This window comes from Marivita sp. (assembly GCF_965656765.1).
Lineage (GTDB): Bacteria > Pseudomonadota > Alphaproteobacteria > Rhodobacterales > Rhodobacteraceae > Marivita.
This window is the reverse complement of record NZ_CBFHLV010000041.1, coordinates 1-14241: the sequence shown is the minus strand read 5'-3', so window position 1 is coordinate 14241 and position 14241 is coordinate 1. Positions and strand designations below refer to the sequence as shown.

Genomic DNA, 14241 nt, shown 5'->3' with positions numbered 1-14241 from the left:
GGAGAGGAAAGGGTGAGCAAGCGTTAAAAATGATCTATTTGGTTGAAGCGGAACATGGGACCGTAGCGCAAAACGCGGCGAAGCCGCGACGCGCCCGACGCGCCCCCGATTTGCCGGAGGCAAACCTGCGGTTTGACGGCAGCCGCGTTCCGCACCCACCCTCGGGCCGGGCGCACCGCTTCGTGCATTGTGGTAACGGTGAAATATGACTTTTGGGGTTATCATCGCGTCTGTCGTATGGGCGTCCTTGGGGACGCTGTTCGCATGCTGGAGCGTTGCCCGCAGCCTGCCTGTGCCTGACGGCGCGTTGCTCTTCATTCGTTTCGTTTTCTGGTGGAGCGTCTCTGCTTTTGTCGCTTGGGCGGTGTTTCTGGTTGCTTCTCTCGTTCTTGTGCCTGCAGGGTTTCTTAACCAACTGATGAACACTTCTGAGAGTTTGAGCGTCTTTGCGGGAGGTTTGCCTGTGATCGCAGGCCTCGCATATGGCATCTACCTGCAAGCGTTCGCGCGTCACGGGAGCGGAGTGGACTCATGAACCGCCTAATTCAATCCGGTCTGATGTTCGGCAACCTGATCCATGTCGCCTCGCCAGCGCTGGTGGAGCGGTACAACCGGGCGCTCAAGCACCTGACGGGCAAAACCACGGCCCTGACCGATTTCCACATCGACATCTCCGGCTTCTCGCCCGAGGTGGGGGACGAGTTGGGTGACCGCCTTTACCTCAACCACAACGGGGTGAACCGGCAGTTCATTCTGCTGACGACGCAGCAGAAGACGGCGCCGCTGCTTGATGCGAAATTCTCGACCTCGCGGGATATTCTGCGGCAGTTCATCGAGGCGAATGAGAGCCAGTTGTTCGCGCTGACCGCCAAGGATGCTGTGGCGGGGGAGTTGGTGAACACGGTGTTCGACGTGTCGAACCCGGAGCGGCTGTTCGATATTCACACGATCAGGATCGAGGCGGACACGACGAGCGGCACGGTGCGCGATGCGGAAAAGCTGGGCACGCTGGTGGATCGGTTCAAGACGGAACCCGATGGCTGGCACGATGACGTGCTGATCGCGGACATGATCACCCTCGCGAAACGCACGGGTGACGTGGTGCGCAATCCGGTGCGGCTCAAACAGATGGAGTTCAAGCAGGAGAATTTTCACACCAGCCATTTCGGCGGGATGTATGTGTTCCGGCAGGTGGAGCATCCGGCGGCGATCTGTGCCGGGGATGCGGTGCCGGGGTTGCCGATTGCGTATACATTCACGCTGCAGGGCCGGAACAAGGTGGCGAAGTTTCTGGACCTGAACGGGTTGGTGGAGCCGATTGTGAAGGCGCGGGGGATCGATGCTTCGGCCATTCTGCGGCAGAAGATGGATTTCATCGTTGTGGATATCGCGCAGGAAGCGGAGATCGACCTGACCGGGGCGACCCGGCGAGACATTCGTGGGCTGGCGCGGCGATACTCGGATCGGTTGCCGCCCGAGTGGCACGCGCTGAACCAGTTGGTGCAATGGGCCGATGGGGATGCCAAATGGCCCCGGATCGCGAGTGACCATCCGGCCTATTTCTACACGCTGCGGGCCAGTGATACGCCGGATGCGACGCTGGTGAACATGCTCCTGTCAGAGCTTTCGCCCAAGGATATCCGGCAGCTTTACATCTGCCACAAGGAAGCGTTCTACGCCGCTTATCGCGGCTGGACCGACACGAAACGCGCCTATGTGGTCGATTTCCTGACCCGCGAATATGTTGCCGATAAAGCAGGGGCGCGGGAAGCGTTGTTCGGGCATGACGCGCCGCTTGAAGAACCGGCCCCGATCCGCGACGATATCATCACGCGCGTCGGGCCGTGGGGCGCGGTTCGGAGGTAGAGTATGTTTGCACTTGGCCGTTTGGTGGTGATCGGGTTTCTGGCCCTGAGCGTTGTTTATATTTGCCTGTCGCTGTATTCGCGTGCGGTGCGCCGCGATAAGCTCGAGAAAGAGTGGGACGACGAGATCCAGCAAGGCGACCGCGAGACCTTTGTTCAGGCGGGGTTGCGTGACTATGACGGATCGTTGCGGCGCAAGCTCATTCTGGGGGTGTATATCGTGCCGCTGACGATTATCACTGCCATCATCTATTTCACGAACTTCTACTAAGAGGACGACGCCGTGGGTTATATCAAATGGGCCATCATCCTGACCTTTTGGGTGCTGTTTGCGTCGTTCCTGCATTACACGCTGCCGCAGCACGATGTGGCGCGGATCACCGACACCGAGGTGCGCCGTATCGACCCCGGTGAAAACCGTTGGTTTTGGGCCTCTGCCGACGTGGGCAGCGATGGCAGTCTGCCGAACCGGGACGTGTTTTTTATCTCGGGTGTGCGATCAAGCGGCGATGTGATGGTCTACCGCAACGAGGATACCGGGTGGGGCTGGCCGCCCTACTTCAAGTTCGACACTTCGAACCTTCAGGCCGAAGCCGCCGATTTGCGCAGCATCTCTGCCGCGCCGCAATGGGTGGTTATCAAGCATTACGGCTGGCGCAACGAATTCCTGACGATCTTTCCCAATGCGATCAGCGTGCGCGCGGTCGAGGGACCGGATGTGCGGATCATCCCGTGGATCAACATCATCATTCTGACCCTTCTGGCCGCGTTCTTTTGGGCGGTCTGGGTGCGTTGGCGCCGCTTCCGTGTCGCGCGGATCGACCCAGTGCTTGAGGACGTCGAGGACGGGTTCGAGTCAGTCGGTGATGGCATCGCGCGTCGTCGCAGCGGGCTTCGCCGGTGGTTGGGCAGCTGGAAGTCCAAGTAACTCCCTTGCCAAAACAGCGGGGATGCGTCCACTCTGGTGCAAACGCATGCAGTGAGGGATGATGTCAGGCGCACGACCAGAACAGGCAATCCTGACCCGTGACACGGATTTGAGCAAGACCGACGACACCCGCCGGGTGATCGAAGGCATGGTCGATGGTCTGAACGATCATCGGATCGCCGATATCGGGGAGTTCTTTGCCGAAGGGTTCCGCTGGATAGGCAATACCGGCTGCGGGACCAAAGACGGTCTGCGTGAATTCCAGGACAATTGGCAAAAGCCGTTTCAGGCCGCGTTTTCCGATAAGGTCTGTGTTGATGAGGCGCGGCTTTACATGGGGGAATGGGCGGCGGCGTTCGGACGGCAGGAGGCGGTGCATTCCGGTCCCTTCATGGGTGTGGAGCCGACGGGCAAGCGCGTCACAATTCGCTACATGGATTTCTGGAAAGTGATCGATGGCAAGATCGTGGACAATTACGTGATGGTCGACTTCCCGCATGTCTTGGCCCAGCTTGGAGTCGATGTGTTCAACGGCGAGGGCTGGGAAGCGTTTGATCGGGGCGACAAGACCCCACCGGCCCCATGACGACGACCCGCAAAATCACTTCTCTGGACGTGGCCAAGCGTGCGGGAGTCAGCCGATCCGCAGTCAGTCGCGTATTCACGCCCGGTGCGTCAGTCAGCGAACGCACAGCAACCAAGGTGCGCGATGCTGCAAATGCACTGGGGTATCGACCCAACGTGCTGGCCCGCGCGATGTTGACCGGGAAAAGCAAGATCATCGGACTGGTGGTGGCTTACCTCGACAACCATTTCTACCCCACTGTTCTTGAACTTTTGTCAGAGGCGTTTGAGCGCGAGGGCTATCACGTTTTGGTTTTCATGGCGGCGCACACGGCGCACGACATCGAAGATGTGGTGGGCCAGATCCTTGATTATCAGGTAGATGGTTTGGTGCTCGCTTCCGTCGCGCTCAGTTCCGATCTTGCCAATCGCTGTCGTGCGTCAGGCGTGCCCGTGGTGCTTTTCAATCGCAAGCTTGAAACCGAAGGTGAATTGGCCGTCGTATCGGACAATCGCATGGGTGGACGTCTGGCTGCCGAACATCTAATCACGCTTGGACGGACCCGGATCGGACATATCGCCGGTTGGGAAGGGGCCAGCACACAACGTGATCGTGAAGCTGGGTTGATGGAAGGCCTGCGCGCAGCTGGTATGGGCCTGTTCGCGAGAGAGGTTGGGGATTACCGCCTACCCCGCGCAAAAGAGGCTGCGCGGCGGATGTTCGATACACAGGACCGACCCGATGCAGTGTTTGTTGCCAACGACTATATGGCCTTCGGCGTGATGGATGTTTTGCGGTCAGAACTTGGGCTATCCGTGCCCGACGATGTTGCCTTGATTGGGTTTGATGACGTGCCAAGTGCCGCATGGCCAGCTTACGGGCTGACAACAATCAAGCAGGATGCCAAGGCGATGGTGTCGACCACGGTGGCGGCATTGCTTTCAGAAATCGGCGGCACTGACGTCGTTTCGCCCGCGCCGCTACCAGTCACGTTGATCCGACGCAGCACTGCTTAGGGATCAAAGGTCTCCAGACCCCAGCAGAATCTGTTTCCAGATCGCAGTTTCATCGATCAACGTCCATTCACGGCGTAATCCATTGCGACCAAATTCGGCATGGGTGATGCCCATGATATAGACATCCACGCCGGTCGGTGTCCCGAACATGCCCCAGCCAGAATGCGTGCCATGCAATGACCAGCGCACAGCAGCGCGCGCAGCGCAGAGCGGCTCATCCATACCGATCTGGTGATCGACAGAGAACCGGGCGTTTGGAAAGGCCGCGTGAAGCTGCATCCAAAACCGGTCGGCATCTGTATGTCCGACACCGCAAACATGCCCCGGATACGCCAATTCGGCAGCACGGTCATAGCTTTCTGGAATGACTGAAAATTCCGCCGTAGCGATCTGACTGAGGATATCAGCCAACGCTTGGCCCCACGCATTGTTATTGCCGGTGCCGGTGTATGGACCGGGCATGTCGTTGGCCGGTGTCATCGGCTTGATACACGCCTCTGGCCCACCTTCCCGCGCAATGAGGTCGCGGGTCCAAGGGATCACATCCTGCCCCATCTGCCGAACAATCGCGCCTTGATCGCGGACGAGCCATTCATCGTGAACACCGTTCTCGCGGCACCAGCAATCAGCAAGGATTCGATAAGCGATCTTACGACCCGTTGGTGCGCCATACATGCCCGGACCGTCATGTGTCGCGGTGCAGGATAGCCGGTGCGAGGACAAAAAGCTTTTGTCATCAGTTGGATACCAGATCACATCTTCGCCCAGCAACTCACGATCCGGGAACTCGGCAAGTGTTGCCTCGGTCGCGGCAATGATGCCGGTATTACCTTTGATCACAGATGCGGGTGACCTCACCACAAGGTCGGGCCCATAGTAGCGGTGCAGCGTATGAATGCCCCGGTCTTCCCAGATAGACTTGGTTATCCCAAGGATATAGTCGGGCACATCGACCCACCGATCATCGAACCCCGGCAGGAAAGGCATCGTTTACCGCATTCCGTAGTAAAGACCGACAACATGTTCGGCCTCAGCGAAGAAAAGCCAGCGGGACACCAGAACACCTGCGATGTGGCTAATGAGAGCCAAAATCCCAAAGATATGCGGATAAGGAAGTAACAACAGCAGCACCGGGATAACTAGCATCAACAGAAAGGCAATCATCCGCAATTTTTGCGCATGGCGCCGACCTACCGTGTAGACCATCTCGTTCAAGAGATAGTTCGTCCCAGTATGTGGAGATTCAAATGCACGAACCTCTCCGATGGACCCAAGACCGGTTGCTGTTTTCAGATCGGTTCCACTTTGCTTGAAGCGTGCGTCTCCGGTTTTCCACCAGATTCCCTGAACAGCGCCGGCGACCAACAGAAGCACCAGTGCGATAACCACGCGGCCCGACAAAAGCGCACCACCAGCGATCGATAGCGACAGGAACAATGCCGAGGTGAGGCCAGTGTTCCAACGCGGTACTGTCTTGAGCTGGCCATAAATCATTGAGGTTGTGTAGACCGTCAGCAGACAGAAGAACGCGCCAATCTGGCCTAAAAACCAAAGGTGAATGTCGAAGAAAACCAGCATGAACGCGTAGACCCCCATGGTCACCAGCGCTACAACAGCAGCCCATGCTTCACGACTAAGCCAGCTTGTTTGCCACTGAGAAAACGCCTTAAGTGCGCGTTCCGGACGGCCCAAGTGAAAGGTAGATGACACCAGACCGCCTACAGCCAAGACATAGGCTATGGCAAAGAACGCAAACGCGATCCAACCGGTTGGTGGGGTTTGGTCAATACCCAGCCAGAACAATAGGCCAAGGCCGAGGCCAGAAAATGTGCTGAAAGCGATAATTGAAGGTGCTGGATGCATCAGAGTTTCTCCAGCGCTTTGTCGAGCCATCCAAGGAACCCATTCGGTTCTTGGGCGACCGGCGCGAGCAATGGCGCAAGAATGTCGATTTCTTCGTTCAACCGATCCTTCGGACGGGGTGGCAGATACTTGTTCACGGGTTTTGTGCCTTGTTCCGGCATAAGGTCCATCCCGCCGCGTTCAGCAACCATTTGACTGACCTCGCTGTCGGGATCACCCAGATCGCCGAAATGGCGGGCGTTTGATGGGCAAGTGCGCACGCAGGCTGGCACACGGTCTTCTTCCGGCAGGTTCTCGTTGTAAATACGGTCGACGCAGAGGGTGCACTTTTTCATCACCCCTTCAGCCTGATCGAGTTCGCGCGCACCGTAGGGGCAGGCCCACGCACAAAGACCACAGCCGATGCAGTCTTTCTCGTTCACCAAAACGATCCCGTCTTCTGTACGTTTATAGCTCGCGCCTGTCGGGCAAACGGTGACGCAAGGCGCGTCTTCGCAATGCAGGCAGGATTTCGGGAAATGAATGAGCTGCGCCGGGCCACTTTCAGGCTGCACCTCGTAGGAATGCACACGGTTCAGGAAGGTGCCCGACGGGTCCGCACCATAGGGGTCTTGATCGGAAAGAGGCGCGCCGTAGTTCTCGGTGTTCCAGCCTTTGCAAGACACCACGCAGGCATGACACCCGACACAGGTATCAAGGTCGATCACAAGACCCATCTTGCGGTTCGTCTTTTCAGGAAGCTGCGTCATGCGTGGCGGTCCTCCGTCAATGTGTTTGCAGGCGTCAGCTGAAAACCAATGGGCTGTTCTGCCTCTTTGTCCCACGTCGCAACGAACCAAATGAACGACATGGCCATACCGATCATAACCGCAGCAATTGCCAGCAACGTGGCTTTCATCGCACCGTTCATGTCTCCACCTCCCAGCGCAATTCGTCTGGTCCTTTGCCCACGGGGGATTTGAGTTCATCAAAAACAGGATGCGATTCTTCGGGCGCGGCGACCTTTTCAATCTTCACCCGCAGGTCGAACCAGGCCGCCTGCCCCGTGACCGGGTCAGAGTTTGCCCATCGAAGGCCATCCCCTTTGGGCGGTAGCAATTCGTGGATCAGGTGGTTGAGCAAGAAACCCTTGGTCGCTTCTGGTGCATCTTTGTCCAGGGCCCATGCGCCTTTGCGTTTGCCAATGGCATTCCATGTCCAGACCGTGTTTTCGTTAAGCGCCGCCATATGTGCAACAGGCACGGTAATATCGCCATGTGCCGAAGACACCCTGGCCCAATCGCCCGTTTTGAAGCCGTGCTTTTCCCAAAGCCTGGTCGGCAGATAGAGCGGGTTGTGCCCGTGAATTTGCCGCAACCACGCATTCTGAGTGCCCCAGGAGTGATACATCGCCATAGGGCGCTGCGTGAGAGCATGAATGGTGAATTCCTCGGGGTCGACATGGCCGTCCTCAAGCGGTGCATACCAGATCGGCAGCGGATCAAGTGTTGCCTTGATGCGTTCACGCAGATGGTCAGGTGGTTGACGGTCCCCATGGCCTTCGGCGGCCAATTGAAACTTGCGCATTGGTTCAACATACAACTGGAAGATATAGGGCGCTGGCGCGTCGTAGAGCCCGATTTCAACGGCCCAATCCTGATAAGCCTTATTCCACGGCTTGTAATATAGCCCCTCGTCCGGGACGTGACTGCTCCAGAAACCGCCATTGGCGATATAACTTTCGATCTGCGCCTCGTTCACGTCGCCGCGCCCACCGGTCAGGCCTTCGTCGCCCATCCGCCATCCAGCCAACGGCCCGACACCGGGGCGGCGCTGGTGATTGGTTATGTAGTCTGCGTAATCTTCGTATTTCTGGCTGCCGTCTTCATTCACGAATCCGGGCAGACTTAGCTTTGCGCCAAGCTCACACAACACCGACTGAAAGCCCCGCACATCGCGGTCAGGCTCGACCACCGGCCAGCGGATCGCATCTGCTGCCGCATCCGCCTCACAGATGGGACGGTCGAGGAGTGAGATACAGTCGTGGCGCTCAAGATATGTGGTGTCTGGAAGGATCAGGTCGGCATAAGCGACCATTTCCGAGCTATAGGCATCCGAGTAGATGATACGCGGTATCACATAATCGCCGTTTTCGTCCGTATCCGTCAGCATCTTCATCACGCCGCCGGTGTTCATTGACGAATTCCACGACATGTTCGCCATGTACATGAACAGAGTGTCGATCTTGTAGGGATCACCCGCATAGGCGTTCGAGATGACCATATGCATGAGACCATGCGCGCTCATCGGGTTTTCCCAGGTGAAGGCCTTGTCGATCCTTGCAGGTGTGCCGTCGTCTTTGAGACACAGGTCATCGGGACCATGTACAAACCCGAGGTGTGGACCGTCCAACGGTTTGCCCGGTGTCACCTTGCAATGCGGTTTCGGGTGCGCTGTCGCCGGCTTGGGATAGGGCGGTTTGAACCGGAAGCCACCGGGGGTTTCGACAGAGCCAAGCAGGATTTGCAGCACATGCAGCGCTCGACAGGTCTGGAAGCCATTGGAGTGTGCGCTGATCCCGCGCATGGCGTGGAAGCTAACCGGGCGGCCAATCATCTTGTTGTGCTTTTCGCCACGAAAGTCCATCCATGGCTGATCGATTTCAATCGCTTCCTCAAAAGCGACGCGAGCAATTTCAGCGGCGATGCGTTTGATCTTGGACGCGGATACACCACAGGTTTCCGCCACTTTCTCAGGTGAATACTGAGGATCAAGATAACGTTCGGCCAACAGATGCATCACAGGCCGGTGCGTGATGCCCGCATGACGATAGCTGGCTGACAGATCAGGCTTCACACCCGGCTCATCAAACGGCGTCAGCTTGCCTGTGACACGGTCCATCACCAAGGGCTTACCGGCGTCATCCTTTAGGAAAAGACCATGTTCAGCGGATTTCGGATCGCCATTCACCAACACCGGCGCGTTAGTGTAGCGGGCAAGGTAGTCGAGGTCGATTTTTCCAGCTTTTAGCAGCTCGTGTACAAGCGCGAGGATGAACAGGCCGTCTGTACCCGGTGTGATCCCGACCCAGTCGTCAGCAATCGCGTTGTAGCCAGTGCGGATCGGGTTCACGCCAATGACCTTGGCGCCCCGCGCCTTGATCTTGCCAAGGCCCATCTTGATCGGATTGCTATCGTGATCCTCGGCCACGCCGAACAGCATGAACAGCTTGGTGTGGTCCCAATCAGGCTGCCCGAATTCCCAGAACGCACCACCCATCGTATAGATGCCTGCCGCGGCCATGTTTACCGAGCAAAAACCACCGTGAGCAGCATAGTTCGGAGTGCCAAAATTCTGCGCCCAGAAACTGGTGAAAGACTGCGACTGGTCGCGGCCTGTGAAGAATGCGAGCTTTTCCGGTGCTTCCTCGCGAAGCGGTTTCAACCACCCCGCCGCGATGTCCAGTGCTTCGTCCCAGCTGATCTCTTCGAACTCACCCGACCCGCGCGGACCGACACGCTTGAGCGGCGCTCGCAGACGTGATGGCGCGTTATGTTGCATAATCCCAGCGCTGCCCTTGGCGCAGAGAACACCCTTGTTCACAGGATGGTCGCGGTTGCCTTCGATATAGGCGACCTTGCCATCCTTCATGTGTACATTGATCCCGCAGCGGCAGGCGCACATGTAACAGGTTGTTTTGCGCACCTCGTCCGAAACTTTCGGTGACAGGTTCAGCTCTGGCTGGACGTGACCCATATCTATTCTCCCTGATCTGCCGGGCGTCGCCCCGGTCAGAATTGGCGACAGTGTTTACGTTTCTGCACCGATGGTAAAGGCGGTTTGTGCAAGCGCTTACATATCTGCATTATCGGCCTTGGAACTTGACGCAGAGCGTCATTGCAGGCTCCTTTGCGGCAGTGGTCCGGAGGCCCTTATGAGTGTTTTGAAAACCGTCCGTACAATCGCGGCAACGTCTAACGCGCGGATTGTTTTTCCCGAATTGGACGATCCACGCTTGGCCGAGGCGGCGCGCCGACTGAAATTAGATGGATTTTGCACACCATTGCCGGTGAGCGAAGAAATCAGCAGTGCGCAGGTTGCGGCTCTTGTGAAGACACGAGGCATGAAAGAAACAATGGCTCGGCGGCTATTGCAAAAACCACTATTCCGTGCTGCCGCAATGGTCGCTGCGGGCGAAGCGGATGCGATTGTGGCGGGCGCTAACAGCCCAACGAGACGGGTCATTGAAGCCGCAAGCATGGCAATTGGTCTGGCCAAAGGAGTAACGATCCCGTCATCATATTTTCTGATGGTGTTCCCGGATGGTCGGAAATTCATCTTTGCCGACTGCGCTGTAAACGTCGCCCCGGATGCGACCGCGCTAGAGGCCATTGCCCGCACGTCAGCAGATACTGCAAAAGCGCTGCTAGGCGATGCACGGGTTGCGCTTTTGTCATTTTCAACAGGAACCAGCGGATCTGGTGACAGTGTTGATACCGTACGCACGGTCGCTTGCGCCACCGGTTTTACCGGACCAGTGCAGGCGGATGCTGCATTGAACCAAGCTACCGCAGCAAAGAAAGGCTTGGGCAGCGGTGACGCAAACGTGCTTGTCTTTCCATCGCTGGACGCGGGCAATATCGCGTACAAGCTGTGCCAGGAACTGGCTGGCGCACAAGCCATCGGACCTTTTCTACAAGGGTTTGCGAAACCGGTTTGCGACCTGAGCCGAGGCGCCACGGTGGACGACATCGTCGCCGCTACATTGGTCACAATCGCTCTTGCGCAAGGAGCCTGATCCAATGGTGTCATTCGGCCCCCAGCAAAGTCAGCGCATCCAGTGCGATCATGCGTTCTTCTTCGGCCGGAATGACCCAGACCGAAACGATTGAGTCATCAGAGTGTAGGCGCGGGCCGCTGCGTTGGTTAAACTCCGGGTTAGTCCGCACACCTGCCCATCCCAACCCGAGCAAAAGCCGTTCACGCACGGAAATAGCATTTTCGCCAATACCCCCTGTAAAAGCGATGGCGTCGATCCCTTCAAGTGCAGCAATCAGCGACCCTGCATGACGCAGGGTCCAGTAGCAGAAATGATCGACCGCAAAGGCGCTTTCGGCCGACGGATCCAGAAGCAGCTTGCGCATGTCAGATTTCCCGCCAGACAAACCCAATAGCCCACTTTCGTGGTTAAGAATGGCCTTTGACCGCTCCAACCCATTGTCTTCGACCAGACGCAGCACCGCGTTGGCATCAATCCCACCAGAACGGGTGCCCATGGTGAGACCATCAAGCGGCGAATAGCCCATCGTCGTAGCAATCGATTGGCCATCACGGATCGCACAAAGCGAAGCGCCATTGCCCAGATGAAACGCCAAAAGCCGTGATGGCAGGTCGGCACCTGAAACCTCGGGCAACCTGCGAACCAGAGACGCATAGCTCAGACCGTGAAACCCATAGCGACGGATCCCCTTGGTCTCCACCATCTTGGGGATGGCATAGCGGGTTGCGACTTCGGGGTTCGTGGCGTGAAATGATGTGTCAAAGCTGACGAATTGCGGCAGGTCAGGCGCGATCCGGACGAGGATGTCGATCGGGGCAAGGTTGTGCGGGTTGTGCAGCGGGGCAAGCGGCGTGCACTTGGCTATCTCGGCGCGCACGGCCTCTGTCACGCGCATCGGTTTCGTCAAATGCCGACCGCCATGAACAACGCGATGCCCCACTGCACGTAAACTACCAGGCGTAGTCCCGCGCTCACCCAACGCAGCCAGAATAGCCTCGATGGCCGCGTTATGGTCGGCAAAAAATACATCTGTGGTGTGGTCGCCAACGCGCAAAGACGACGCCCCGCCGATTGCATCGGCCATACCGGACAGCGACAGCGCCAGAGAGTCGTCAAACAACGCGAACTTGATGGAGGATGACCCCGCATTCAGGACCAGAATTGGTCCATTTCCTGCGGGGTCGGTCATATCAGGCGACCTTTTGGGGGCGCATATCTGCGGGGTCAATCCCTGCCACAGCGACAGGTGTCTTCATCGCGTCACGGCGGAAGGGTTCGCCAAGCTCTTGATTGATCATGGCTTCGATCAACGTGGTTTTGCCATGCTCCATCTGGTCTTTGATCGCGGTGTTCAACGCATCGCGCAGTTCATCCATCGTCTTGGCAACAATACCCTGCATGCCACATGCCTTGGCAATAGCCGCATAGCTGACGCCTTCATCCAATTCCGTACCGACAAAGTTATCGTCATACCACAGAGTAGAATTTCGCTTTTCAGCGCCCCACTGGTAATTCCGGAACACGATCTGGGTGATTGCAGGCCATTCGGGGCGGCCAATTGCAGTCAGTTCGGTCACGGCAATACCAAACGCGCCGTCGCCCGAGAAACCCACAACCGGCACATCCGGACATCCGATCTTGGCTCCGACAACCGAAGGCAGGCCATAGCCGCACGGCCCAAACAAGCCAGGTGCGAGATATTTGCGGCCCTCCTCAAACGACGGATATGCGTTGCCGATGGCGCAGTTATTACCAATATCCGAACTGATGATTGCTTCTTTCGGCAGTGCGCTCTGGATCGCGCGCCATGCCATACGAGGGCTCATCCAGTCAGGCTTGGCCGCACGGGCGCGTTCGTTCCAAGTTGTGCCCGGATCATCGTCTTCGTGATCCATGCTGGACAGTTGCTGCGCCCAAGTGGATTTGGTTTTCGCGATGGTGGCTTTTCGGTCTTCGCGGCCCTCGTCGCCTGCGCTATCAGACAGCCGTGCAAGAATGCCTTCGGCCACCTGCTTGGCGTCCCCAACAATGCCGACGCTGACCTTTTTGGTCAGGCCAATTCGATCCGGGTTGATATCCACCTGAATGATCTTGGCGTCTTTGGGCCAATAGTCGATTCCATAACCGGGCAGCGTAGAGAACGGGTTGAGGCGGGTGCCCAGACACAGCACAACGTCCGCCTGCGAGATCAACTCCATCCCTGCCTTGGAACCGTTGTAGCCCAGAGGCCCAGCAAACAGTGGGTGTGACCCTGGAAAGGCATCGTTGTGCTGGTAGCCAACACAGACCGGAGCAGTTAACCGCTCGGCCAGCTCCATCGACGCGGGGATCGCACCAGCCAGTACAACACCAGCACCGTTCAGGATCACCGGGTTCTTGGCGCTCGACATCAGGTCAGCCGCCTGCTGGATCGCGCTGTCACCGCCCGAGGGACGTTCGAATTCGACCACTTCGGGTAGGTCGATGTCGATGACCTGGGTCCAAAAATCGCGTGGCATGTTAATTTGCGCCGGAGCCGATGCGCGCTTAGCGTTCAGGATCACGCGGTTCAGAACTTCGGCTACACGCGACGCATCGCGCACTTCTTCTTGATAAGCGACCATGTCTTCGAACAGTTTCATCTGCTCGACTTCCTGAAACCCGCCCTGCCCGATGGTCTTGTTGGCGGCCTGCGGCGTGACCAACAACAACGGGGTGTGGTTCCAATAGGCGGTCTTAACGGCGGTAACAAAGTTGGTTATCCCGGGGCCGTTCTGGGCAATCATCATGCTCATCTTGCCAGACGCGCGCGTGTAGCCATCGGCCATCATGCCGCCGGACCCTTCATGCGCACAGTCCCAAAACGTAATGCCAGCTTTCGGGAAAATGTCCGAAATCGGCATGAATGCAGACCCGATGATCCCGAACGCATGTTCGATCCCGTGCATCTGGAGGACTTTGACAAAGGCTTCTTCGGTGGTCATTTTCATTGTGGCTCTCCCGGAAAAGGGCGCAGGCGTTCAGGCCAGCGCGATTGTGCGGACAGTAGCCGCGAGTCGCCGCAGCCAATAGGGCCACTTTGCAGGTCAGTTTATAGCCAATTACACAATTGTGAGTGTTCCGATCCATGACGTGCTGAAAGACGAGGCGACACCTAAATGCTGCAATCAGGCTCCATTTATGCCGAATTCTAAATGCAGTATGATACCAAATTTCAGGCGTCGGCATGGCATGTGGCCATGCTTGTCCATCTGACCAACACGGAA

Annotated in this window: 13 protein-coding genes; 6 read left to right on the top strand and 7 right to left on the bottom strand. The window is 57.5% G+C overall.

All coding sequences use genetic code 11. From position 1 onward, the window contains the following. The first annotated feature begins 531 nt into the window (after positions 1-531). From ACTG4M_RS11690 to ACTG4M_RS11670, 5 genes are all read left to right on the top strand, one after another. A complete protein-coding gene (locus ACTG4M_RS11690) occupies positions 532-1866 on the top strand; it encodes a DUF6638 family protein (protein WP_439123839.1) in 1335 nt (444 codons plus the stop codon). 3 nt (positions 1867-1869) lie between these two features. Continuing rightward, positions 1870-2136, top strand: a complete 267-nt coding sequence (locus ACTG4M_RS11685) for a hypothetical protein (protein ID WP_439123838.1) — start codon at positions 1870-1872, stop codon at positions 2134-2136. A gap of 12 nt (positions 2137-2148) precedes the next feature. Then, positions 2149-2793 (top strand): DUF1523 family protein, encoded by a 645-nt coding sequence (locus ACTG4M_RS11680; protein ID WP_439123837.1) that lies wholly within the window; start codon positions 2149-2151, stop codon positions 2791-2793. 61 nt (positions 2794-2854) lie between these two features. Beyond that, a complete protein-coding gene (locus ACTG4M_RS11675) occupies positions 2855-3379 on the top strand; it encodes an ester cyclase (protein WP_439123836.1) in 525 nt (174 codons plus the stop codon). After that, positions 3376-4374, top strand: coding sequence for a LacI family DNA-binding transcriptional regulator (locus tag ACTG4M_RS11670; RefSeq protein ID WP_439123835.1), 999 nt, complete (start codon positions 3376-3378; stop codon positions 4372-4374). Before ACTG4M_RS11675 ends, ACTG4M_RS11670 begins: the two co-directional genes overlap by 4 nt. A 3-nt stretch (positions 4375-4377) precedes the next feature. Here ACTG4M_RS11670 and ACTG4M_RS11665 read toward each other — a convergent pair whose 3' ends face one another. Genes ACTG4M_RS11665 through ACTG4M_RS11645 form a run of 5 tightly spaced genes read right to left on the bottom strand, consistent with a single transcriptional unit; the run spans position 4378 to position 9972 of the window. Beyond that, positions 4378-5352 (bottom strand): ester cyclase, encoded by a 975-nt coding sequence (locus tag ACTG4M_RS11665; RefSeq protein ID WP_439123855.1) that lies wholly within the window; start codon positions 5350-5352, stop codon positions 4378-4380. A 12-nt stretch (positions 5353-5364) separates the two neighbouring features. Continuing rightward, complete coding sequence (locus tag ACTG4M_RS11660) at positions 5365-6237, bottom strand: dimethyl sulfoxide reductase anchor subunit family protein (protein ID WP_439123834.1); 873 nt, start codon at positions 6235-6237, stop codon at positions 5365-5367. Next, positions 6237-6986 (bottom strand): 4Fe-4S dicluster domain-containing protein, encoded by a 750-nt coding sequence (locus tag ACTG4M_RS11655; RefSeq protein ID WP_439123833.1) that lies wholly within the window; start codon positions 6984-6986, stop codon positions 6237-6239. Before ACTG4M_RS11655 ends, ACTG4M_RS11660 begins: the two co-directional genes overlap by 1 nt. Then, positions 6983-7147 (bottom strand): hypothetical protein, encoded by a 165-nt coding sequence (locus ACTG4M_RS11650; RefSeq protein ID WP_439123832.1) that lies wholly within the window; start codon positions 7145-7147, stop codon positions 6983-6985. The genes ACTG4M_RS11655 and ACTG4M_RS11650 overlap by 4 nt, the downstream gene beginning before the upstream one ends. Further along, on the bottom strand, positions 7144-9972 hold the full coding sequence (locus tag ACTG4M_RS11645) for a molybdopterin oxidoreductase family protein (protein ID WP_439123831.1): 2829 nt from the start codon (positions 9970-9972) through the stop codon (positions 7144-7146). Before ACTG4M_RS11645 ends, ACTG4M_RS11650 begins: the two co-directional genes overlap by 4 nt. A gap of 178 nt (positions 9973-10150) precedes the next feature. Between ACTG4M_RS11645 and ACTG4M_RS11640 the strand changes: the two genes are divergently transcribed. Further along, entirely contained in the window at positions 10151-11014 is an 864-nt protein-coding gene (locus ACTG4M_RS11640; RefSeq protein ID WP_439123830.1) for a phosphate acyltransferase, read from the top strand. Between the two features lie 10 nt (positions 11015-11024). Here the strand turns inward: ACTG4M_RS11640 and ACTG4M_RS11635 are convergent, their stop codons facing one another. After that, positions 11025-12185, bottom strand: coding sequence for an acetate/propionate family kinase (locus tag ACTG4M_RS11635; RefSeq protein WP_439123829.1), 1161 nt, complete (start codon positions 12183-12185; stop codon positions 11025-11027). A 1-nt stretch (position 12186) separates the two neighbouring features. Continuing rightward, entirely contained in the window at positions 12187-13965 is a 1779-nt protein-coding gene (gene xsc / locus ACTG4M_RS11630; RefSeq protein WP_439123828.1) for a sulfoacetaldehyde acetyltransferase, read from the bottom strand. Positions 13966-14241: the final 276 nt, after the last annotated feature.